At 56.5% G+C, this 23,026-nt stretch carries 22 protein-coding genes; 8 read left to right on the top strand and 14 right to left on the bottom strand.

Annotated elements, in window-relative coordinates:
• Positions 1 to 273 precede the first annotated feature (273 nt).
• The 9 genes from msrQ to mrcB all read right to left on the bottom strand — a co-directional run bounded on the left by msrQ (position 274) and on the right by mrcB (position 10,090).
• A complete protein-coding gene (gene msrQ / locus HBN68_RS17365) occupies positions 274 to 888 on the bottom strand; it encodes a protein-methionine-sulfoxide reductase heme-binding subunit MsrQ (protein ID WP_094993112.1) in 615 nt (204 codons plus the stop codon).
• On the bottom strand, positions 888 to 1,901 hold the full coding sequence (msrP, locus tag HBN68_RS17360) for a protein-methionine-sulfoxide reductase catalytic subunit MsrP (protein WP_169965370.1): 1,014 nt from the start codon (positions 1,899 to 1,901) through the stop codon (positions 888 to 890). The genes msrQ and msrP overlap by 1 nt, the downstream gene beginning before the upstream one ends.
• A gap of 62 nt (positions 1,902 to 1,963) precedes the next feature.
• Complete coding sequence (gene pssA, locus HBN68_RS17355) at positions 1,964 to 2,821, bottom strand: CDP-diacylglycerol--serine O-phosphatidyltransferase (RefSeq protein ID WP_094993114.1); 858 nt, start codon at positions 2,819 to 2,821, stop codon at positions 1,964 to 1,966.
• 143 nt (positions 2,822 to 2,964) lie between these two features.
• Positions 2,965 to 3,981, bottom strand: a complete 1,017-nt coding sequence (gene ilvC / locus HBN68_RS17350) for a ketol-acid reductoisomerase (protein WP_094993115.1) — start codon at positions 3,979 to 3,981, stop codon at positions 2,965 to 2,967.
• A 48-nt stretch (positions 3,982 to 4,029) separates the two neighbouring features.
• Complete coding sequence (gene ilvN / locus HBN68_RS17345; RefSeq protein WP_018609360.1) at positions 4,030 to 4,521, bottom strand: acetolactate synthase small subunit; 492 nt, start codon at positions 4,519 to 4,521, stop codon at positions 4,030 to 4,032.
• 2 nt (positions 4,522 to 4,523) lie between these two features.
• Complete coding sequence (locus HBN68_RS17340; RefSeq protein WP_094993202.1) at positions 4,524 to 6,248, bottom strand: acetolactate synthase 3 large subunit; 1,725 nt, start codon at positions 6,246 to 6,248, stop codon at positions 4,524 to 4,526.
• 431 nt (positions 6,249 to 6,679) lie between these two features.
• Positions 6,680 to 7,009, bottom strand: coding sequence for a YqcC family protein (locus HBN68_RS17335; RefSeq protein WP_094993116.1), 330 nt, complete (start codon positions 7,007 to 7,009; stop codon positions 6,680 to 6,682).
• A complete protein-coding gene (locus HBN68_RS17330; protein ID WP_169965372.1) occupies positions 7,009 to 7,746 on the bottom strand; it encodes a hypothetical protein in 738 nt (245 codons plus the stop codon). The genes HBN68_RS17335 and HBN68_RS17330 overlap by 1 nt, the downstream gene beginning before the upstream one ends.
• A gap of 16 nt (positions 7,747 to 7,762) precedes the next feature.
• Positions 7,763 to 10,090 carry a penicillin-binding protein 1B gene (gene mrcB, locus HBN68_RS17325; RefSeq protein WP_169965374.1) on the bottom strand — a complete coding sequence of 776 codons (2,328 nt, stop codon included), beginning with the start codon at positions 10,088 to 10,090 and terminating at the stop codon, positions 7,763 to 7,765.
• A 116-nt stretch (positions 10,091 to 10,206) separates the two neighbouring features.
• On the opposite strand from mrcB, the gene HBN68_RS17320 reads away from it, so the two are divergent.
• From HBN68_RS17320 to HBN68_RS17310, 3 genes are all read left to right on the top strand, one after another.
• Positions 10,207 to 11,763 (top strand): bifunctional aminoglycoside phosphotransferase/ATP-binding protein, encoded by a 1,557-nt coding sequence (locus HBN68_RS17320; RefSeq protein ID WP_169965376.1) that lies wholly within the window; start codon positions 10,207 to 10,209, stop codon positions 11,761 to 11,763.
• A gap of 89 nt (positions 11,764 to 11,852) precedes the next feature.
• Entirely contained in the window at positions 11,853 to 12,194 is a 342-nt protein-coding gene (locus HBN68_RS17315; RefSeq protein WP_094993120.1) for a pentapeptide repeat-containing protein, read from the top strand.
• Positions 12,195 to 12,443: 249 nt separating this feature from the next.
• Positions 12,444 to 12,716, top strand: a complete 273-nt coding sequence (locus HBN68_RS17310; RefSeq protein ID WP_094993121.1) for a TfoX/Sxy family protein — start codon at positions 12,444 to 12,446, stop codon at positions 12,714 to 12,716.
• A 225-nt stretch (positions 12,717 to 12,941) separates the two neighbouring features.
• Here HBN68_RS17310 and HBN68_RS17305 read toward each other — a convergent pair whose 3' ends face one another.
• From HBN68_RS17305 to HBN68_RS17295, 3 genes are read right to left on the bottom strand one after another with little or no spacing between them, the layout of a single operon-like run.
• On the bottom strand, positions 12,942 to 13,709 hold the full coding sequence (locus HBN68_RS17305; protein ID WP_169965378.1) for a heme ABC transporter ATP-binding protein: 768 nt from the start codon (positions 13,707 to 13,709) through the stop codon (positions 12,942 to 12,944).
• Positions 13,709 to 14,692: an iron ABC transporter permease gene (locus HBN68_RS17300; protein ID WP_169965470.1), complete on the bottom strand. Its 984-nt coding sequence runs from the start codon at positions 14,690 to 14,692 to the stop codon at positions 13,709 to 13,711. The genes HBN68_RS17305 and HBN68_RS17300 overlap by 1 nt, the downstream gene beginning before the upstream one ends.
• 50 nt (positions 14,693 to 14,742) lie before the next feature.
• Entirely contained in the window at positions 14,743 to 15,618 is an 876-nt protein-coding gene (locus HBN68_RS17295; protein WP_169965380.1) for an ABC transporter substrate-binding protein, read from the bottom strand.
• A gap of 174 nt (positions 15,619 to 15,792) precedes the next feature.
• Here HBN68_RS17295 and HBN68_RS17290 point away from each other — a divergent pair, with 174 nt between their 5' ends.
• A complete protein-coding gene (locus HBN68_RS17290; protein WP_169965382.1) occupies positions 15,793 to 16,131 on the top strand; it encodes a Rieske (2Fe-2S) protein in 339 nt (112 codons plus the stop codon).
• On the opposite strand, the gene sfsA is transcribed toward HBN68_RS17290, so the two are convergent.
• Both sfsA and HBN68_RS17280 read right to left on the bottom strand, forming a co-directional pair.
• Positions 16,114 to 16,821, bottom strand: a complete 708-nt coding sequence (gene sfsA, locus HBN68_RS17285; protein ID WP_169965384.1) for a DNA/RNA nuclease SfsA — start codon at positions 16,819 to 16,821, stop codon at positions 16,114 to 16,116. The genes HBN68_RS17290 and sfsA overlap by 18 nt on opposite strands.
• The gene (locus HBN68_RS17280) at positions 16,821 to 17,993 is read right to left on the bottom strand and encodes a pyridoxal phosphate-dependent aminotransferase (RefSeq protein ID WP_094993127.1); all 1,173 of its coding nucleotides are present in this window, start codon (positions 17,991 to 17,993) and stop codon (positions 16,821 to 16,823) included. The genes sfsA and HBN68_RS17280 overlap by 1 nt, the downstream gene beginning before the upstream one ends.
• A gap of 322 nt (positions 17,994 to 18,315) precedes the next feature.
• Here HBN68_RS17280 and dksA point away from each other — a divergent pair, with 322 nt between their 5' ends.
• From dksA to HBN68_RS17260, 4 genes are all read left to right on the top strand, one after another.
• Positions 18,316 to 18,759: an RNA polymerase-binding protein DksA gene (gene dksA / locus HBN68_RS17275; RefSeq protein ID WP_047278406.1), complete on the top strand. Its 444-nt coding sequence runs from the start codon at positions 18,316 to 18,318 to the stop codon at positions 18,757 to 18,759.
• Between the two features lie 165 nt (positions 18,760 to 18,924).
• Positions 18,925 to 19,821 carry a tRNA glutamyl-Q(34) synthetase GluQRS gene (gluQRS, locus tag HBN68_RS17270; RefSeq protein ID WP_169965386.1) on the top strand — a complete coding sequence of 299 codons (897 nt, stop codon included), beginning with the start codon at positions 18,925 to 18,927 and terminating at the stop codon, positions 19,819 to 19,821.
• A gap of 79 nt (positions 19,822 to 19,900) precedes the next feature.
• Positions 19,901 to 20,077, top strand: a complete 177-nt coding sequence (locus HBN68_RS17265) for a hypothetical protein (RefSeq protein WP_047277492.1) — start codon at positions 19,901 to 19,903, stop codon at positions 20,075 to 20,077.
• A complete protein-coding gene (locus HBN68_RS17260) occupies positions 20,061 to 23,015 on the top strand; it encodes a sensor histidine kinase (RefSeq protein ID WP_169965388.1) in 2,955 nt (984 codons plus the stop codon). The genes HBN68_RS17265 and HBN68_RS17260 overlap by 17 nt, the downstream gene beginning before the upstream one ends.
• The last annotated feature ends 11 nt before the right edge of the window (positions 23,016 to 23,026 follow it).

The raw sequence follows: 23,026 nt of genomic DNA, 5'->3' as shown, positions 1-23,026 counted from the left end.
GCCTCTGTTGCTGTCAAGCGGTTATTTTAAGATGTTTTCAAAGTTTCCTCTGTAACATCAACCACTTGCGCTTTCGATCTCTCGTCAGCGGGAGGCGAATTCTACAGCGTTACACGCTGCTGTCAACACCTCATTTCCTGCTTCGATGACTTGAAGCTGACACTTTCGAAATCGTTTAACTCTTTGAATCTCAAGGAGTTTTCCGTTTCGACTGCGCCGGAAGTGGGGCGAATTATAGGCCGATGGAATTCTGAGTCAAGCCTTTATTTTGACTCAAGAGGCAGATAGCGATTTCTTCTTATATAGACGTGGTAAGCGACGCATCACAAACGGTATACGCAGCACCATCAACCCCGCTCCTATCGCCGCATAAACTGACCACTCCTTGAGGTCTGCACGAACGATCCACAGCATATGCACCAGCCCCAACCCTAAAACCACATAAATGAGGCGGTGCAGCTTTTTCCAGCGTGCGCCCAAGCGACGCTGACTGTAACGATTGGACGTTATGGCAAGTACGCACAACAGCAAGAAACCAAGGCTGCCCACAATAATGTAAGGGCGCTTTTGCAACTCCATCCCCAACTGTGACCAATCGAACCCCAATACAAAAGTGAGGTAAGCCAACAGATGCAGCATTACATAAGCAAAACACCACAAGCCGATTTGACGTCGAACAGCAACCCAGCCAGCCCATCCTGTGACCTTGTGTAAAGGTGTCATGCAAAGCGTTATCAGCAATAAGATAAGCGTTCCTAACCCCAAACGATCAACCAGAACTTTGCCCGGATCAGGCCCGAGCATTGAACTCCACGCCTGAAACACCCAGAGCAGCGGCCAAATAATCGCTAATACAAAAACAAACGAACGCCAATAAGGGAATCGCATCAGTAGTTTTTCCGCAGATCTAGCCCACTGTATAAAGAGGCCACCTCTTCACCGTAACCGTTGAACATCTGAGTCTCGCGTACATTCGGACTGAACAGGCCACTGGGCAGACGACGCTCACGCGCCTGACTCCATCGCGGATGGTCCACTTGCGGATTAACGTTGGCATAAAAGCCGTATTCATCTGCCGCAATACTCTGCCAAGTCGTCTTCGGCTGATCTTCAACAAGGCTGATACGTACAATGGACTTCACGCTTTTAAAGCCGTATTTCCAAGGCACCACTAGCCGCAATGGCGCGCCGTTTTGATTAGGCAACTCTCGCCCGTACATCCCTACCGCCAGAATTGCCAATGGGTTCATCGCTTCATCCAACCGCAACCCCTCTACATAAGGCCAATCAATCAAAGCGAATCCAGAACGCTGCCCCGGCATGATCTTCGGATCCTGCAACGTCTCAAAACGGATGAACTTTGCTTTTGACGTAGGCTCTACCTGCTTAAGCAATGCTGAAAGCGGGAAACCCAACCAAGGAATCACCATTGACCATGCTTCTACACAGCGAAGCCGGTAAATCCGCTCTACCAATTGATATGGCTTCATAAAGTCTTCAAGCGCATATCGGCCCGGCTTACCGACCTCACCATCAACAACCACGGTCCATGGCTCAGTCTTCAATGCACCAGCATTTTGCGCTGGATCGCCTTTGTCGGTGCCGAACTCATAGAAATTGTTGTAGTGAGTAGCATCTTTGAAGGGGGTGATTGCCTCTCCCTGGACGTTCAGCGCTTGCCATTTAGTGTTGGGAAGCTTTTCGGAAAACCATGCGGGTGGCGCGCCAGCGTCGGCATCAGGATACATCCCGCCCTCCTGTGCGCTTGCTAAACGAGGAAGCGCACTCACGGCAAGCCCGGCAAGCGAACTCCCCAGCAATGCACGGCGCGACAAATAGAAAGCTTCAGGCGTGACATCCGACTCTTTACTGGCGGACGCTTTGGGGAGCTTGATGAGCATGGCAACTCCGTAGTATTGGAAGACTGATGCCCAATAGACTACGGAGTATGCGAGAAATTACATCACTCGGCGCTTTTGTTCCGACGCAGATGCAACAGGTACTGAACGGGTCCGGATGCCGCATAAGCAAGAAAGACCAGCAGTAAAATACGCGGCGGATCACTGAAGACCACTGCAAAGACCAGCACCACAGCCAGAATGGCGACAAAAGGTACGCGACCTTTCAAGTCCAACTCTTTAAAGCTGTTGTACTTAATATTGCTGACCATCAACATGCCCGCAGCAGCAACAAGTAACGCTACCAGAAACGACATCTTGGAACCCTGGATACCGTAATCGCTGAATGCCCACACGATCCCCGCCACAACACCCGCTGCAGCGGGGCTCGCCAAGCCGATGAAGTACCGCTTATCCGCTGTGCCTACTTGAGTGTTGAAACGCGCCAGACGCAATGCTGCACCAGCCACATAAATAAAGGCAACCATCCAGCCGACCTTGCCCATATCCCCCAGCGCCCAACCAAATGCCAACAAAGCGGGGGCAACGCCAAAGGCAACCATGTCAGACAAGGAATCGTATTCAGCACCAAAGGCACTTTGGGTATTTGTCATGCGTGCAACCCGACCATCAAGACCGTCAAGCACCATGGCCACAAAGATCGCGATCGCGGCAAAAGCGAAGTATTTGCTCGCTCCAGCAGCATCACCTGCACTCATGGCACTTTGCGCGCTCATCGAGTTGATGATCGAATAAAAACCCGCGAACAGGTTCGCCGTCGTGAAAAGGTTGGGTAGCAGATAGATACCACGATGCCGGACTTTACGGCCTTCGGCGTCATGTCCTTCTTCGACATGCTCATCGATAGGCAGCAGACTATCGGCGTCAGAGGCCTGTTTTGGCTCTTCGGGACGTTCGCTCATGGACATTACCTTGCAACGATATGGAAAGTTTCGATAAAGGTTCACGGCCAACACTGACACGCAAACAGTGATGCTTTATACCAGAAGCCACCCTTTAAACGAAAAAACGCGGCCGAAGCCGCGTTTTTCTTCACGCTACAAACTTAGTTCTTGGCTTTATCGACAATCTTGTTCGCGCCGATCCAAGGCATCATCGAACGCAGTTGCTCACCGATCACTTCGATACCGTGTGCAGCGTTGTTGCGACGCTTGGCGGTCATCGACGGGTAACCAGTGGCACCCTCGCTGATGAACATCTTGGCGTATTCGCCATCCTGGATACGCTTGAGCGCATTGCGCATTGCCTGACGGGACTCGGCGTTGATGACTTCCGGACCTGTCACGTACTCGCCGTACTCAGCGTTGTTGGAGATCGAGTAGTTCATGTTCGCGATACCGCCTTCGTACATGAGGTCAACGATCAACTTCAGTTCGTGCAAACACTCGAAGTACGCCATCTCGGGCGCGTAGCCTGCTTCAACCAGTGTTTCGAAGCCAGCTTTGACCAGCTCGACAGTACCACCGCACAGAACTGCCTGCTCACCGAACAGGTCGGTTTCAGTCTCGTCTTTGAATGTGGTTTCGATGATACCGGTACGGCCGCCACCCACGCCCGAAGCGTAAGACAGTGCAACGTTCTTGGCGTTGCCCGAAGCGTCCTGATAGATAGCGATCAGATCAGGAATACCGCCGCCTTTTACGAATTCAGAACGGACGGTGTGGCCCGGGGCTTTCGGCGCGATCATGATTACGTCGAGATCGGCACGCGGTACAACCTGGTTGTAGTGAATCGCAAAGCCGTGGGAGAACGCCAGAGTGGCGCCTTTCTTGATATTCGGCTCGATTTCGTTTTTATACAGCGACGACTGGAACTCGTCCGGGGTCAGAATCATGACCAGGTCCGCTGCGGCAACAGCGCTGGCAACGTCGGTTACTTTGAGGCCATGAGCCTCAGCTTTAGCGACAGTGGCCGAACCTTTACGCAGACCGACAGTCACGTCTACACCTGAGTCTTTCAGGTTGCAGGCTTGAGCGTGACCTTGGGAGCCGTAACCAATGATGGCTACTTTTTTGCCCTGGATGATCGAAAGGTCGCAGTCTTTGTCGTAATAAACTTTCATGATTTTCCCTTATATCCAGGCCATTCAGGCCATTAGCACTTATTAGTTTTAGATGCTGAGTACTTTGTCGCCACGGGCAATCCCGGTGACACCGCTGCGAACTGTTTCCAGGATCGAAGCGGTTCCAATCGACTGAATGAAGCTGTCGAGCTTGTCACTGGTACCCGTCAATTGCACGGTATAAACACTGGCGCTCACATCAACGATCTGGCCACGGAAGATGTCCGTCGTTCGTTTGATCTCTGCGCGCTGCGCTCCCGTTGCCTTGACCTTAACCAACATCAGTTCACGCTCAATGTGAGCACTCTCCGACAGGTCGACCAGCTTGACCACTTCAATCAGCTTGTTCAGGTTTTTGGTGATCTGCTCGATGATCTCATCGTGCCCCACGGTCGTCAGCGTCAGACGCGATAAAGTCGGGTCTTCGGTGGGCGCTACCGTCAGGCTTTCAATGTTGTAGTTACGTTGCGAAAAAAGCCCTACAACGCGAGACAAGGCACCCGGTTCGTTTTCAAGAAGCAAAGAAATAATGTGCCGCATGATTAAGTACGCTCCGTCTTGCTCAGCCACATGTCTCGCATGGAGCCATCTTTGATCTGCATCGGGTATACGTGCTCGCTGGTGTCGACCTGAATATCCAGGAACACCAAACGGTCTTTCATGGCGAACGCTTCTTCCATTTTTGGCTTCAGGTCTTTCAGGTCCGTGATCCGAATGCCTACATGGCCATAAGCCTCTGCCAGCTTCACGAAGTCAGGCAGCGACTCCATGTAGGAATGCGAGTGACGGCTGCCGTAGTTCATGTCCTGCCATTGGCGCACCATTCCCAGTACGCCGTTATTGAGACTGATGATCTTCACGGGCAAGTCGTACTGCAAACACGTCGACAATTCCTGAATGTTCATCTGAATACTGCCCTCACCTGTCACACAGGCTACATCAGCATCCGGGAAGCTTAATTTGACCCCCATGGCAGCCGGGAACCCAAAGCCCATCGTCCCCAGACCACCTGAGTTGATCCAGCGATTAGGCTTGTTGAAGCGGTAATACTGAGCCGCAAACATCTGGTGCTGACCCACATCGGACGTCACATACGCGTCGCCCTTGGTCACTTCGCAAAGCATCTCGATTACGGCTTGCGGCTTGATTTTGCTACCGTCGCCCTTGTCGTACGGAAACAAACCGCGATCACCGCGCCACTCATCGATCTGCTTCCACCACGTAGCGACCGCTTCAGCATTGGGTGTTTCGCCAATGTCCTTGAGGATCGAGACCATTTCGGTCATGACGCTTTCGACCGGACCGACGATGGGCACATCCGCCTTGATGGTCTTGGAAATAGACGCAGGGTCGATATCCACATGGATGATCTTGGCATTGGGACAGAACTTGGACGGGCCATTGATCACGCGATCATCAAAGCGCGCCCCGACTGCCAGGATCACGTCTGCGTTATGCATGGTCATGTTGGCCGTAAAGCTGCCATGCATACCCAGCATGCCGATGAACTGACGGTCTGTGCCAGGGTAAGCCCCCAAGCCCATCAACGTGTTAGTGACTGGCACGTTGAGCATTTTCGCCAACTCGGTCAACGGAGCAGAGCCGCCGCCCAAAATGACGCCGCCGCCTGCGTAAACCACCGGACGCTTGGCCGCCAGCAGCATTTCCACCGCTTTGCGGATCTGGCCGGAGTGACCACGAACCGCCGGGCTGTAGGAACGCAGCTTGGCTTTTTTCGGGAAAACGTATTCGAACTTTTCAGCCGGGTTGGTCATGTCCTTGGGAACATCCACCACCACAGGGCCAGGACGACCGGACTGTGCCAGGTAGAACGCCTTTTTCATGACCTCCGGGATCTCCGAAGCATGCTTGATCATGAAACTGTGCTTAACGATGGGCCGGGAGATACCGATCATGTCGGTCTCCTGGAAAGCATCGGTCCCGACCATTGTGCTAGGCACCTGACCGGAGATGATGACCATCGGAATAGAGTCCATGTAGGCGGTCGCAATACCCGTAATGGCATTGGTAGCACCGGGGCCGGACGTGACCAGTACTACACCAGCTTTACCGGTGGCACGGGCATAACCGTCAGCCATATGAGTAGCAGCTTGTTCGTGACGAACCAGGATGTGTGACACTTCCGGCTCTTTGAACAGTGCGTCGTAGACATGCAGGAGAGCACCACCAGGGTACCCGTAGATATGTTTGACACCTTCGTCGCGCAAAAAGCGGACGAGCATCTCACCGCCAGATAAAAGCTCCACGTTGTTCACCTCTAAAACGCCAGAATACCGATCGCAAAAAACGAACGGGTCTTAATAGGTTTACTTTTCAGCAGAGCATGAGCGACGGTGGTCGCCGACTACGTCAGCACTGACTGAGCAAGTATTGGGAGCTCCCCAAGTATTGCGGGGGTTTCCCACCCAGCGCGAGGTAACGCGTTGCGGGTGTAGCAGGTCGGCGCGGGTGTGCGCCTCATGATCTGCTGAGAGAGTCTGCTTCTGGCAGTCCCTCTACAGCGGACTTTCGATTCTTCTCATTCACCCCACCCAAGTCAAGCAATAATTGCGCTTTTTTCCAACTACGCGCATCTGAACACAAAAGAAACGGGCTTGATGAGGGATAAAACTCGCCTGAATGGCGCAAAGCGGTAGAAATATGCGCACGACTGCCGGAAAAACCGGCAGCCAGGCAATTAACGAGCGTCGACGATCAGTTGGTCGAACTTTTTCAGCGCATTACGCAGGCTAAGACTCTCTAAAGGCCTATCGGCATACACCATTTCAGCCATTTCAAGAATGCCCGACGCATTGGGCAGCGGCAGATCCTGCTCGAGGATGTGTTTCATCCTCACCAGAAAGATCCATTGCAACCATTGATGGAAGTCGAGCGTATCCACTGAAAAGGGCTCAACACTGCTCAACGCCTCGGCGGAGGGCGACACGTCGTCCCACCAGCCCTGCACACGCAATTCGCGCTCAATCAGCAATAACTGTTCGGCAATAGCCGGGAAGCGTGTATCCATTACAGACTCACCTTGGCTTTTTGACGTGCCGATGCAGCGCCAGCTGCATCACCTTGTTTCTCACGCGCCTGAGCAATCAAACCCCACAGGCTGGCTTGAAGATCCGGACGGCCGCCAGCGAATGTCAGACCGCGACGTGCAAACTGTTCCGCTTGCGCAGCATCACCTTGGGCCATGCGCACCTGCGCCAGACGATAGAGTACTTGTGGTTCACGGGGCGCTACACGCTGCGCACGTTCAAGGCTGGACGATGCGCCATTCAAATCACCCGTTGCTTGCTGTTGCTGAGCGGTGGTCAGCAATGCCAGCACCGGGCCATCCAATTGCTCATCAGCCGCCAGTCCACCGCTGCTGGACGGAATACCGCTTGGCGTCACCGGGGTCGGCGCACTGTAAGCAGCGCCCGGCGTATAGCTGCCAGTGCTGATTGGCGCAGGCGCCGGGCTTGGGGTAATCGGCCCCGGCGTGAACGGCTCGGCACTGATCGGTGTAGAGACCGCCGCCGCGCCACCCGGAATCATCACTACTACGCCAGAGTCTTGAGGAATGGCTTGAGCCTGCGCAGTGCGCGGAGCAGTCGCCTGCGGGTAATTACCCGCCGTACGCTGAGCAGAAACACGCTCGTTATTGGACACTGGAACACCTGCATCGACCACAGGAATAGAGCCCTGCGGAACACTGGCGCAACCATTGAGCAAAGCCAAGGCTGTTACAGCCGGAACCCACCACTTATTCACGTCAATTCCTCTTTGCTTAATTCAACCAGCCCTTGACCCAGTCCATCACCGCCTCACCGGTTGCAGGTGTTTCAGCTGCACAACTGGCTCCGGCGGGCGGCTCACTGCCGCGAATATACGGCATCTGCACCGCGCCCGGGCAGTTGGCATCTGAACCTTGCCCGGTATGCGGATCAATCCACGCCTGAACGATGTTATCCGGTTGCGGCATGTCGAGCGGTAGCGGGTCAGCCTTGTTCATAAAACTGGTCCACACCTGCAAGGCACCCGTTGCACCCGTGAACGGTGTTTTACCGTTGTCATCACGCCCCAGCCAGACGACAGCCAGCAGATCCTGGCTGAACCCGGCAAACCAGCTGTCGCGGGAATCGTTACTGGTACCGGTTTTACCAGCCAACGCCAAACTTTTGGGCAACACGTTGTAAACAGAACGACCTGTACCCTCACGCATTACATGCTGCATGGCGTTTTGAATCAGGTAGATCGACCCTGGATCAAAGCGCTGCTGGATCTGGAACGGATAACGCTTGAGCGGCTCACCTTCAGCCGTCAGCACGCTGCGAATCCCGCGCATCGGAGTATTAAAACCGCCGTTGGCCAAGGTTTGATACATCGTCGCCACTTCCATCGGACTCAAGGCCCCAGCCCCCAGCAACATGGAAGGGAATGCCGGGAACTCACGTTCAACCCCTAGCCGCGCCAAGGTCTTGAGCACGTTGGGAACGCCCACTTCCTGCCCCAGTCGCACAGTGCCCAAGTTGTAGGAGTTCATCATCGACTGATACAGGAAGACGGTGCCGTGTGAACGGCGGTCATAGTTTTGCGGCTTCCAGATCTGGCCATCTGCTCCTTTGATCGACAAGGGTTCGTCTGACAGCCAACTGGTCAACGTGTACTGGCTTGGACGCTCCAACGCGGTGAGATAAACCGCCGGCTTGATCAGCGAGCCAATCGGCCGTACCGCGTCCAGCGCCCGGTTGAAGCCCGCATAACCCGGCAAGCGGCTGCCAATCAGCGCCTGCACTTCGCCCGTTTCAGGGTTCGTCACCACCATCGCTGCTTCGACTTCATCGGAGCCTTTACGCCCGGCCAGACGCTTGAAGGTTTCTCCGACAGCGGCTTCGGACTTCATCTGCAAGATCGGATCGAAGCTGGTGAAAATCCGCAGACCTTCTTCGGTCAAGTCTTCATCGCGATAGTCTTCACGCAACTGACGCTTCACCAAATCCAGGAAACCCGGGAACGAACTGTCTGCCAGACTCCCGCGCTTGGTCACGCCCAGCGGCATTTTTTTAGCTGCCGCCACTTGCTCGGAAGTGGCCACACCCTGCTGTTCAAGCAAGTCGAGGACCAGATTACGTCGTTCCAGCGCGCGCTCCGGGTAGCGCCGCGGATTATAAGCAGACGGCCCTTTGACCATCCCTACCAGTAAAGCCACTTGATGCAACTTGAGTTCAGACAATGGCTGGCTGAAGAAGAACTGGCTGGCCAGACCAAAACCATGCACAGCCCGTTGGCCGTCCTGCCCGACAAAAACCTCGTTGAGGTAAGCCTCAAGGATTTCGCGCTTGTCGTAATGCAATTCCAGCAGTACTGCCATCATCGCTTCGGTCAGCTTGCGGCTCAGACTGCGCTCGTTGGTCAGGTAGAAGTTTTTGACCAACTGCTGAGTCAGCGTACTGCCGCCCTGACGCATTTGCCCGGAAGACGAGTTGACCCAAATGGCACGGGCGATCGACTTCGGCGACACCCCCAAGTGATGGTAAAAATCACGATCTTCCACCGTTACCAGGGTTTCCAGCAGGAACGGAGGCACCTGATCAATGTTGATCAGAATGCGGTCTTCAAGATTTTTCGGGTAGAGACCACCGATCAGCAGTGGCTCAAGGCGCACTACGGGCAACTTGGCGCCATTGGAGGTCGACAGTTCGGCAACGTAATCACCGGAGAAACGCACACGCACAGGCTGGGCTTTCTCGGCACCTTCATAAAACTGGAACCCCCTGGTATTGAGGTCAACCGTGTTGCCATTGACTGACGCAGCGCCTGGGCCGCTGACCGCACTTTCACGGCGATAGCCCAAAGCATCGAGTTCAGTGAGAAAATCGTTCTTGCTCAGCTTTTGGCCGACGAACAGCTCAAGCGGCCGGGCGTAAACCTTGGCCGGGATGGTCCAGCGTTTGCCGGAGAACTTCTCCTGAACGATAGCGTCGAGGTAGACGGCGAAACCTGCCAGCACAACCAGGCCGACCAGACTGAGCTTGAGCGCCCAGCCCAGCCATGGGCGAAGGCCGCCACCGGAGGGACGTTTGGAACGGGAACGGGGGGATCGGGTACGAGTCATGGCGGCGGATTATACGCACTTTGTTCACGTTCATCATGCGCAGCCCGGCGGTTTGCAGTACCGCCGTCAGCAGCCATAATGGCGCATTGAATTTTCCCCGTCTTGAAGGACCAACCGTGAGCCAGAACCTGATCGCCGCGCTACAGAACCCGAGCCTATACCCGCATGACGTCGATGGGTTTCAGGTTATCGAAACGCACATTTCTTGGGTAATCCTCACCGGCCCGTATGCCTACAAGCTGAAGAAACCGGTCAACTTCGGTTTTCTCGACTTTACCGACCTTGATCAGCGCAAATTCTTTTGCAACGAAGAGCTGCGCTTGAACCAGCGCCTGACTGAAGGGCTGTACCTCGACGTACTGCCGATCACTGGATCTCCAGATGCCCCGGTCTTGGGCGGCGACGGCCCTGTGATCGAATACGCGCTGAAAATGCGTCAGTTTCCGCAGAGCCAATTGCTCAGCACCCTGCAAGCCAACGGCGAGCTGAATGCCGCACACATTGATGAAATGGCGCAGCAAATCGCTCATTTCCACATTAATGCACCTCACGTATCGCTTGAGCACTACCAAGGCACGCCAGAAGCCGTCATGGAACCCGTGCGTCAAAACTTCGACCAGATTCGGCCGTTTCTGACTGATAAAACAGACTTGCAGCAACTGGATGCCCTTCAAGCCTGGGCAGAAAGCAACTTCACCCGCCTTGAACCCTTGCTCAAACAACGTAAAGCCGAAGGGTTCATTCGCGAATGCCATGGCGACATCCACTTGGGTAACGCCACGCTGATTGATGGCAAAGTGGTGATTTTCGACTGCATCGAATTTAACGAGCCCTTCCGCTTCACCGACGTCTATGGTGATGTCGGCTTCCTCGCCATGGACCTTGAAGACCGCGGGCTGAAATGCCTGGCCCGGCGCTTTGTCAGCCAGTATCTGGAATTGACCGGTGACTATCAGGGGCTAGAGCTGCTTAACTTCTACAAAGCCTACCGTGCGCTGGTACGCGCCAAAGTCAGCCTGTTCAGCATGCCCGCCGAAGCCAGTGGTGTTCAACGCGCTACCACCCTGCGCCAATACCGCAATTACGCGAACCTTGCAGAAAGCTACAGCACCATTCCATCGCGCTTTCTGGCAATCACTCACGGTGTATCAGCCGTGGGTAAAAGCTCGGTTGCCATGCGTTTGGTCGAAGCACTGGGCGCCATCCGCCTGCGCTCCGATGTCATCCGTAAACAATTGTTCGGTGCACAGCAGCGTGAAAATGCTGTAGGTGAAGGTATCTACAGCACCGATGCCAGCGACAGCACCTACAAAAAGTTGCATGAACTGGCCGCGACCGTGCTGCGTGCAGGCTTCCCGGTAATCATTGATGCCACGTACCTGAAACGCGAACAACGTGACGCCGCTGCCAGTGTGGCCGAGTCCACCGGTGTGCCGTGCCTGATCATCGATTGCGATGCACCGGACGCCGTAATCGAAGGCTGGCTGGCTCATCGTCAGGCCCAAGGCACTGACCCGTCTGATGCCACCCTTGATGTGGTGCGCGCTCAACGTGCCCGTCGCGAGCCTCTGGGCGCCGACGAAGTGCTGCGCAGCAAGCATATTGAAACCAATAACAGTAAAAGTCTGGACACCTTGATCGCAGACATTCGTCAGCGACTGCCAGGGCTGTAACGCACCCGAGTGACCGTGAGGCGGCAAGGGTTCGCGGTCACTCAATAGTGGCACTATAATGGCGTCATAAATCCAACAGGAGACGCCTCATGAGCCGCCCACAATTGCTTGATTCGGCGCTGTACGCGCTGCTGCACAAGGACGATATCGCCGGTTTCAATCAAGAACGCCCGCAAGGGCCCATTGATATGCGCGGCGGGGATTTCCGAGGGCTGGATTTGCGTCAGTTGAATGCGCAGGACGTGGACTTCACCGATGGTTACTTTCGCTCTGCGGACCTTCGGGGGCTCGACCTGCGCACAGCGTGCATTGAAGGTGCCAGCCTGGCCCATGCTCAGATCTCAGGGGCTTACTTCCCTGTTGAATTGACGGCGGATGAGATTTTGATGTCGGTCAACTTCGGCACTCGACTGCGTTACCGCACAAAGTAGCAAAATGCGACATCCGGGCACGCGCACCTGCGTCGGCGCAAACCCGGCTTGTCGATCCTGTCCAGCAGCTCTATTCCCATCGTTTCAATCCCCTCTGCGACCCTCTCCAACCTATAGATTTCGCCCTTAAATAGCCCTGCTTGTTCCAAAACCGACTAAAGAACGGCGGTTTTCCTACAGAGCGCTACACTCCTGAAAGACAGACTTGGTCCAGCAAACACTGCGCTTGCGCCGTCGCAAGGAGGCTTGATGAACGATGAACTCCAGCATTTGAGAAATCTTGGAAAGACGTCGGCGCAATGGCTGCACGCTGTGGGTATTCATAACCTTTCGGACTTGAAACGGCTTGGCGCAGCTGATGCTTATCGTGCGGTGAAAGCCCGAGGGTTCAGAGCGTCCAAAGTCTTGCTCTATGCAATTGAGGGTGCCTTGCTGGATGTCCACTGGAACGATGTTCCCGCAGAGCGTAAAGAAGCACTCAACAAACAAGTTGAGAGCGCGTTGACGGCACGAAAAGTTTGAAACTTTGCCCTGCTCTTAAAAAAGCGACAAACTGCTGTTGACTCGATAATGAGAATTGTTATTATTACGCCATCTGGTCGCGAGGCCAGACGATCTTCTGAAAGGCCCTTGGTTCGGACTCTCAGAAAATCTCCTCATCAGGCTAATCACGGTTATTTGACCCGGCTTTTGCCGGGTCTTTTTTTTGCCTGCACAAAAGCGTCGGGCCTTTCAAAAGTCAGGAATTCAACGCGCAATGATCAGCGGATGCCCCAGCTCAGGGTGCTGGTGTACCAATACCTCAAGCCCGAATACCGCCTGGAGCAACGCAGGCTGCAACACTGCCTGCGGACAATCCAGCGCACGCGGCCGACCGTTTTCCAGCAGTAACAATCGGTCGCAATAGCGCGCGGCCAGATTAAGGTCATGCAGAATGATCAAGACCGCGGCGCCCCTGTCTGCGAACGCCCGGATAGCCTTTAACGTGGTGTGCTGATGCAACGGGTCCAGCATGGAGGTCGGCTCATCCAGCAACAGTGTTTGCCCACCCTGCCCCGGCCATAATTGCGCCAGCACGCGGGCAAGGTGGACACGCTGACGCTCACCGCCCGATAACGCGAGGTAACTGCGACCTGCCAGGTGTTCAACATCCGCTGCGTGCAATGCCTCCTGAACAATTTCGGCATCGCGGGTTCGGCCTGTCTGATGAGGCAAGCGCCCCATGCCGACGACGTCCTCGACGCGGAACGCAAAATCAAGCGTTGACGTTTGTGGCAATACGGCCAGCCGTTGAGCGCGCTCCACGCCCTTCCATCGACTCAGCGGGCGCTGATCGAGCCAGACGTCGCCTTCGGTAGGCGCCAACTCTGCACACAAACCCGCCAATAAGGTGCTCTTACCTGCACCATTAGGCCCCAGCACACCGAGAACCTCGCCAGGGCGGACCTCAAGCGTAATACCCGACAACACGACTTTTTGCCCACGACGGATCTGCAGATTTTCCGCTCGCAACATCAGTGGCGGCCTCGCAGCAGTAAATACAGGAAGAACGGAGCCCCCAGAAAGGCCGTCACAATACCGATGGGCAGCTCAGCGGGGGCAAGTGCCAAACGCGCAATCAGATCAGCAAACAGCAGTAAACTTGCCCCTGCCAAGACTGACGCGGGCAGTAAAACGCGATGATCTGGCCCCGCCAACAGCCGTACCAGATGCGGCACCACCAACCCTATAAAGCCAATCATCCCCGCCGCCGCTACAGCCGCACCGACGCCCAAAGCAGTACAAAACACCAGTTCACGCTTCAGACCCTCAACATTAACTCCCAAGTGATTGGCTTCCGATTCGCCCAGCAACAACGCATTCAACGCCGTTGCACGGCGTGGCAGCCACAGCGCAACACCGACAGTGACCAGCAGCAGTGGCCACAACCGTGCATAGCTGGCGCCATTTAAACTGCCCAGATTCCAGAACGTCAGCGTACGAAGCGTCGCGTCATCCGCCAGATAAGTAAAAAGCCCTACTGCGGAACCCGATAACGCCGTCAGTGCGATCCCCGCCAGCAACATCACGGCCACTTGGGTTTGGCCATTTTTCCGTCCTAGCCGGTAAACCAGCGCAGTCACTCCCAAGCCCCCCAAAAACGCACAGAGCGACAACAAGTACGGCCCGATAAAGTCCGGCAAACCACCCAACGCAGCGCCGCCCACGATGGCAATTGCCGCGCCCAAGGCTGCACCGCTGGAGACACCGACCAGCCCGGGATCGGCCAACGGGTTGCGGAACAAGCCCTGCATTGCAACACCCGACAGCGCCAGCACACCACCCACCGCCAACCCCAGCAAGGTCCGCGGCAAACGGATCTGCCCCAGAATCAATTCCGCCTGTTCCACTCCTTCGCCCTGCACAGGCAGCCCCATCAACCGCAAGGCAGCGCGCAATGTATCGAACAGAGGCAAACTCACCGGCCCAAGCGCCAGCGACAACCATGTTGCCAGCAGGCACAAGAGGCCCAGGCTCATAAACAAAGCACGGGGTTTTACCAGCGTTTTCATTGAGTGCCCGCAGCCTCGGGGTAGAACTCAGCCGTGAGCTGCTTGAGACGCTCCGGCAACCGTGGTCCCAGCCCGCCAACCAGCAGGGTCGGGTCCATTTCATAGACCTGACCTGCTTTGACTGCACGAATCGATGCCAGCACCGGGTTTTCTTTCAACAGTGCGGCGCGGGCGGCCTCACCGCTCAGGCTGCGATCAGCAAATACCAGAACCTGCGGGTTCAAGCCCGCCAATGCCTCAACCGAAAACGGTTTGTAGCCCGAATGTATGGCAAGATTTCGTCCGCCGGCCTGCTGGATCAGCCAGTCCGCAGCCGTTTCTTTACCCGCAATCATCGGCTTGCCACCCGCATGCCCCAGTAACAAAAGAACGCCCGGCACCTTGTGCGTTGCTTGTATTTGCTTGACCTGAACACGCTGGCGATCCATTTGCTGCTTAAAACGGTCAAAAACGCCCTTGGCGTTCACGTCATCCCCAAGTAACTGCCCTAAATGCAAAAGCGTCGCCTGCAGCGTCGCCAGATCAGCCTGTGCCGAGAACAGTTCAACCGGCACTCCAGCCCCTTGAATCTGCTTTAAGACCTCCGCTGGCCCCATCTCTTGCGTACCAATCAACACATCAGGCTTGAGGCTCAAGATGCCCTCGGCCGAGAGTTGACGCTGATAGCCGATACTGGGCAGGGATTTAAGTGATTCAGGATGTTGGCTAGTGGTATCGACCCCAACCAATTTAGACTCCGCCCCCAGCGCACTGACCCATTCAGAGAGCGCCCCTCCGGCACTGACCCAACGTTGTGGCAATTCGGCAGCCGAGCTGACGTGACTGACCAAAAGGCCCGCAAAGAGCGTAATCAGGCGGAGTCTCAAGCGCATACAGAGGCGTTCCTTAGTAAGTGGGTCGGCGGGAACCGTAACATCCAGCACCGTGTACACAGCGCATCGCGGAGCAGCCAGCTATTTGATAATTGTTTGCATTTGCACGTCAACCTATTAACACCCTGCCACCTGCGTCATCAACGCGAGTATCAGCAGCCATTAAGGAATGCCATGAAGTGGTTATGCCCATCTGAGGACCTGAAGGAAGGCAACAGTCGCGGCTTTCAAATAGACGAATCAGACCTGCTTATCGTGCGACGTGAGGGCCGGGTCTATGCCTACAAGAACCGCTGCCCGCACCGGGGTGTCCGGCTGGAATGGCAGCCCGACCGGTTTCTCGACGACAGCGCCAGCCTGATTAAATGCGCCACCCACGCGGCCCTGTTTTTGATCGAGTCCGGCGAGTGCGTTGCCGGGCCTTGCGCCGGGCAATTCCTGACTCGCCTTGACTGCCATGAAGACAGCCAAGGCATCTGCCTACGCATTGGAACGTCAGAGGATGACCTCTAAACGGCGGTCCACTACCACAGCAGTCGATGTCAGGTTTACGCCATACGCCAACACCTGTACGCCCGCAGCGACCGCTTCTTTTAAAGCTGCGGCATAGCCGGGATCAATCTCCGCGGCCGGCCTTACGGCATCAATACCGGTGAGATTGACGCAATACAGCTGCACCGCACGTACGCCGTCGCGGGCCAAACTCGCAAGTTCTCGTAAGTGTTTGGCGCCGCGTTGCGTCACCGCATCGGGAAAGGCAGCAATGGGCGAGTCGTCAAACCCCAGCGTCACACTTTTGACTTCAACAAAGGCAAACCCGTCGGGGTACTCCAGTCGAAAATCAATCCGGCTGTTTTCCTGACCATAAGCCACCTCACGTTTGAGCGCCGTGAAGCCATTGAGCTCAGTGATAACCCCTGCCAGCAAGGCTTCTTCGATCAGACGATTGGCGCGGCCAGTGTTGACGCAAGCCAGCCGACCTTGCGGGGTTTCACTGATCTCCCACGTCCCCGGCAACTTGCGCTTGGGGTCATTGGAACGACTGAACCAGACCTGTCCGCCTTCGACCATGCAATTGAGCATGGACCCGGTGTTCGGGCAGTGAATGGTCATCAGCTCGCCACTGACTGTTTCGATGTCGGCCAAAAACCGTTTATAGCGTTTGATCAAACGCCCTTGTTCCAGTGCGGGTGAAAACTGCATCAGCGATTCCAGCTCTGCAGGCCACGGGCAATGCGTCCTACCGCTTCCTGCAAACGCGGCAGGTTTTGCGTGTAGGCAAAGCGCACGTGATGCCCGGCTTGAAAGCGGCCGAAATCAAGACCCGGCGTGAAAGCAACATGCTCGGTTTCAAGGAAGTGCTGGCAAAAGGCGAAGGCATCGCCGCCAAACGCGCTGATGTCGGCATACAGATAAAACGCCCCTTCTGGCTCGACCGCGATCCCGAATCCCAGCTCGCGTAAAGCAGGCAGCAAGAAGTCGCGACGGCGGCCGAACTCGGCGCGGCGCGTTTCGAGAATGGTCAGTGTTTCGGGCTCGAAGCACGCCAGCGCGGCATATTGCGCCATGCTCGGGGCGCTGATGTAGAGGTTTTGCGCCAGCTTTTCGAGATCCGCGACAGCTTCCTGCGGCGCCACCAGCCAACCCAGACGCCAGCCGGTCATGCCGAAGTATTTGGAAAAACTGTTGAGTACAAACGCGCTGTCATCCACTTCCAGCACGCTTGGTGCATCGCAGCCATACGTCAGGCCGTGATAAATCTCATCCACCACCAGATGCCCGTTACGTGCCTTGATGGCGGCCGACAGTGAGGCCAGTTCGTCACGGCTCAACAGGGTGCCTGTCGGGTTGGCAGGCGAAGCCACCAGTGCACCGACACTGTCCTGATCCCAATAGCGATCCACCAGGTCAGCGGTCAGTTGGTAGCGCACATCTGGCCCCACCGGAACCAACTGTGCAGCGCCTTCCACCAGTCGCAGGAAGTGTCTGTTACAGGGGTAGCCCGGATCGGCAAGTAGCCAGTGTTTCCCCGGATCGACCAGTAGGCTTGTGGCTAAAAGCAGTGCACCGGAACCGCCGGGAGTAATCAGAATGCGGGAAGGATCAATGCTCAGCCCGTAGCGTTGTCGATAAAAGCCTGAAATGGCTTCTCGCAGCTCGGGCAGCCCGCGGGCAGCGGTATAGCGGGTTTTGCCGGCGGCCAGCGCCGCCTGCCCGGCCGCGATAATAGGCTCGGCAGTGGTGAAGTCAGGCTCACCGATCTCCAGATGAATCACATCGTGGCCCGCAGCTTGCAATTCGTTGGCACGCGCCAACAACGCCATGACGTGGAACGGTTCGATTGCGCGACTGCGCGCACTGTAAGACTGAGCCATGAGCCTGCCTTCCTGGGTGAGCAAAAGGCCGATTCTACCCAAGCCCATGCAGGAGAGAGAGTTAATTAAGGTCTGAGCACTCATGCCGGTAGAACCAAACGGCGCAAGCCCCGGTCATAGCTCGACTAAAATTAATATTCAGCCATTAATCTCAAGCACTACAGGCTTTGTACACAACCACCGGCCACAGGCCAGACAACAGGGAGTAGCGCGGCCCGATTTGATCTGGTAAGTTCGGCCGCTTGCAGCCGCAGGGCCGGCAGGTGTCGGTGATGTTGCAATCCTGCGCAATGGATTAGAAGAATGAGAGGCGGTCCATTTCATGCCCACAGAAGCAAAGCAACAGAATACTCAAACGCTTAGCGGCTTCGAGCCCTACGTTGAAAAGAAGGGTGAAGAGTACATGGGCGAGCCCATGCGCAAACACTTCACCAAGATTCTGCAAAAGTGGAAACAGGACTTGATGCAGGAAGTTGACCGCACCGTTGATCACATGAAAGACGAAGCGGCAAACTTTCCTGACCCGGCCGACCGCGCTAGCCAGGAAGAAGAATTCAGCCTGGAACTGCGTGCCCGCGACCGCGAGCGCAAGCTGATCAAGAAAATCGACAAGACGCTGCAATTGATCGAAGACGAAGAATACGGCTGGTGCGAGTCCTGCGGTGTCGAGATCGGTATTCGCCGTCTTGAGGCCCGCCCAACCGCCGACATGTGCGTAGACTGCAAAACCTTGGCTGAAATCAAGGAAAAACAAGTCGGCAAGTAATCACCGGCTTGACCAGATGGGGCGTGCTAACGCCCCATTTTCGTTTCTGAAATCAGGTCACGCGGCCTGTCGCCACTCAAGCTGCGACAAGGTCCGGACGGCCTGACAACACGAGCATGGCTGCTCACCCACGCAGCTTGCGCCCGCGGTCACAGGATCCATGCCATGACGGCTGTTTCAACCCCCTCGTACATCGGACGCTTCGCCCCTACTCCCAGCGGCCATTTGCACTTCGGCTCTCTGGTGGCGGCCCTTGCTTCTTATCTGGACGCCCGCTCGGTCGGTGGCCGCTGGCTGTTGCGCATGGAAGATCTTGATCCCCCGCGCGAGATGCCCGGCGCGCAGGCCGCGATTGTGGATGCGCTGGAGCGCTATGGCTTTGAGTGGGACGGGGAGTGGATCCGCCAGAGTGATCGACATGACGCCTACGCGCAGGTTGTGGATCGTTTGTTCAGTCAAGGCCTGGCCTATGCCTGTACCTGCTCGCGCAAACAGCTTGAAGGCTATAACGGGGTCTATCCCGGGTTTTGCCGCAACGCCGGTCACACCATGGAAAACGCCGCCATACGCGTGCGGGTGCCCGAGCTGGAATACGCCTTCACTGACCGTGTTCAGGGCGAGTACCGGCAGCACCTGGGCCGCGACGTAGGGGATTTCATCATCCGGCGCCGGGACGGGCTCTACGCCTATCAGTTGGCTGTGGTTCTCGATGATGCCGCCCAGGGTGTAACTGATATCGTGCGCGGCGCCGATTTGCTGGACTCCACGCCGCGCCAGCTTTACTTGCAAGAGTTACTGGGCCTGTCGCAACCGCGCTACTTACATGTGCCCCTGATCGTGCAGCCCGATGGCCATAAACTCGGCAAATCCTATCGTTCGCCACCGCTGACGCCCGAAAAAGCCACGCCTTTGCTACTACGCGCCCTGCGCACGCTGGGCCAACCGACTGACGACAGCCTTGAACACGCGAGTCCGCGCGAGGTTCTAGACTGGGGAATAGCGCACTGGGACGCCGGGCTGATACCGCGCGTGCACACGCTGCAAGAAGCGCATTTACGCTGACAGCCCTTGCAGGTTGCCAGCCATCCGTTACCATCGCCGCACGTTTTTTGGGGCATGCGGCCCATAAAGTGAGGGCGGGATGTACATCTATCGATTGGTCCTGTTGCTGGTTGTCGGGATCTACCTGTTTTCCCCCGCCATCATGGATTGGTGGATCAACGCGACGGGCGCCTGGTACCGGCCTTATCTGCTCTGGCTGATTCTGATCGTGGTGACCTTTATTCTTCAGAGCCAAAAAGATGCCGATGAGCTTTAGCCTGACCCAGATGGTGCTCGTCAGCGCCGCTTACCTGTTGGTGCTGTTTGGTGTGGCGTGGATCAGCGAACGGGGCATGATCCCGCGTGCGATCATCCGTCACCCGCTGACCTACACCCTGTCGCTGGGCGTTTACGCCAGCGCATGGGCCTTTTACGGCACCGTTGGCCTGGCCTACGAATACGGCTACGGTTTTCTCTCCAGTTACCTCGGGGTTTCGGGAGCCTTTCTACTGGCCCCGGTGCTGCTTTACCCGATCCTGAAGATCACTCGCACCTACCAGCTTTCTTCCCTTGCCGACTTGTTTGCGTTTCGCTTCCGCAGCACGTGGGCGGGCGCCTTGACCACGATCTTCATGCTGATCGGCGTGTTACCGCTGCTGGCCTTGCAGATCCAGGCCGTGGCGGACTCCATCAGCATTCTCACCCGCGAGCCCGTGCAACACCGTGTGGCCCTCAGCTTCTGCGCCATGATCACGCTGTTCACCATTTTCTTTGGCTCACGGCATATTGCGACCCGCGAGAAACATGAAGGACTGGTGTTCGCCATTGCCTTCGAATCCGTGATCAAGCTGGCCGCTATTGGTGGCGTGGGCCTTTACGCGCTGTACGGCGTCTTTGACGGGCCGCAACAGCTCGAAGTGTGGTTGCAACAAAATCAGACGGCGCTTGCCTCGTTGCACACACCGCTTCAAGAAGGGCCGTGGCGCACGTTGTTACTGGTGTTTTTTGCCTCAGCCATCGTGATGCCGCACATGTATCACATGACCTTCACTGAAAACCTAAACCCGAGGGCTCTGGTCAGCGCCAGTTGGGGCCTGCCGCTGTTCTTGCTGCTGATGAGCCTCGCTGTGCCGCTGATTCTGTGGGCCGGGCTTAAACTTGGCGCCACCACCAACCCGGAATACTTCACGCTCGGAATCGGGATCGCGGCCAACAGTAAGTCCCTGGCCTTGCTGGCGTATATCGGCGGGCTGTCGGCGTCTAGCGGGCTCATCATCGTGACCACGCTGGCACTGTCAGGCATGGCCTTGAACCATCTGGTATTGCCGCTTTATCAGCCACCGGCCGAAGGCAATATTTACCGCTGGCTGAAGTGGACCCGCCGCGCACTGATCGTTGCCATCATCATGGCCGGCTATGGCTTTTACCTGCTGCTGGGCGCCGAGCAGGATCTGGCAAACCTGGGCATCGTGGCGTTCGTGGCCACGCTGCAATTTCTGCCGGGCGTGCTCTCCGTGCTGTACTGGCCTACCGCCAATCGCCGAGGCTTCATTGCCGGTTTGCTGGCCGGGATCGTGGTGTGGATGATCAGCATGCTGTTTCCACTGATCGGCAACTTCCAGGGTTTCTACATCCCGTGGCTGGACATGATTTACGTGCTGGATGACACCAGTTGGCACATGGCAGCCATCGCGTCGCTGGCGGCCAACGTCCTGATGTTCACCCTGATTTCCCTGTTCACCAATGCCAGCACTGAAGAAGCCAGCGCTGCGGAAGCCTGCGCGGTGGACAATGTGCGTCGCCCGCAACGACGTGAACTGCACGCCGCCTCACCGCAAGAGTTCGCCACGCAACTGGCCAAACCCTTGGGGGCCAAGGCCGCGCAAAAGGAAGTCGAGCAAGCCTTGCGCGACCTCTACCTGCCCTTCGATGAACGCCGACCATACGCCCTGCGCCGCCTGCGCGATCGCATCGAAGCCAACCTCTCGGGCCTGATGGGCCCCAGTGTCGCCCAAGACATGGTTGAAACCTTTTTGCCCTACAAGTCTGGTGGCGAAAACTACGTCACCGAAGACATCCACTTCATCGAAAGCCGGCTTGAGGACTACCACTCCCGCCTGACGGGGCTGGCAGCCGAACTTGATGCCCTGCGACGCTACCACCGCCAGACCCTGCAGGAACTTCCCATGGGCGTGTGCTCACTGGCCAAGGATCAAGAGATCCTGATGTGGAACAAAGCCATGGAAGAATTGACAGGCATCCCGGCGCAACGGGTCGTGGGCTCACGCCTCAACACCCTGGGTGATCCGTGGCGCCAGCTGTTGCAAGGGTTTATCGAGCTGCCGGATGAACATTTGCACAAACAGCATCTGGCCCTGGACGGTCAGACGCGCTGGTTGAACCTGCACAAGGCCGCCATTGATGAGCCCTTGGCGCCCGGCAACAGTGGCCTCGTGCTGCTGGTGGAAGACCTGACCGAAACCCAGATGCTCGAAGACAAACTGGTCCACTCCGAGCGACTGGCCAGCATCGGTCGTCTTGCCGCTGGCGTGGCTCATGAGATCGGCAACCCGGTGACCGGCATTGCGTGTCTGGCGCAAAACCTGCGCGAAGAACGCGAAGACGACAGCGAGCTGACGGAAATCAGCAGCCAAATTCTCGAACAGACCAAACGCATCTCGCGCATCGTGCAGTCCTTGATGAGTTTTGCCCACGCGGGCAGCCATCAACACAATGACGAACCTGTCTGCCTGGCCGAAGTCGCACAGGATGCCATCGGTCTGTTGGCCCTCAACCGTCGCAACTTTGAAGTGCAGTTTTATAACCTGTGCGACCCCGATCATTGGGTCGACGGTGATCCGCAGCGGCTGGCGCAAGTACTGATCAATTTGCTGTCCAACGCCCGTGACGCCTGCCCGGCCGGGAGTGCAGTACGGGTCAAGACGGAAGCCAGCGAGCACACCGTCGACTTGATCGTCGAGGACGAAGGCTCAGGTATTCCGAAGAACATCATGGACCGCCTGTTCGAACCTTTCTTCACCACCAAGGACCCCGGCGAAGGCACCGGTCTGGGCCTTGCACTGGTCTATTCCATCGTTGAAGAGCATTATGGACAAATCACCATCGACAGCCCGGCTGACATTCAAAGCCAGCGCGGAACCCGTATCCGGGTGACACTACCACGCCATGTCGAAGCGACGTCCGCTGTGAACTGAGACCGTCGAGA

It is taken from the genome of Pseudomonas sp. WS 5078, assembly GCF_012985745.1.
In the GTDB taxonomy this organism is placed as follows: Bacteria; Pseudomonadota; Gammaproteobacteria; order Pseudomonadales; family Pseudomonadaceae; genus Aquipseudomonas; species Aquipseudomonas lundensis_A.
Note: the sequence above shows the minus strand (reverse complement) of the source record. Positions and strands in the feature narration are given on the sequence as shown.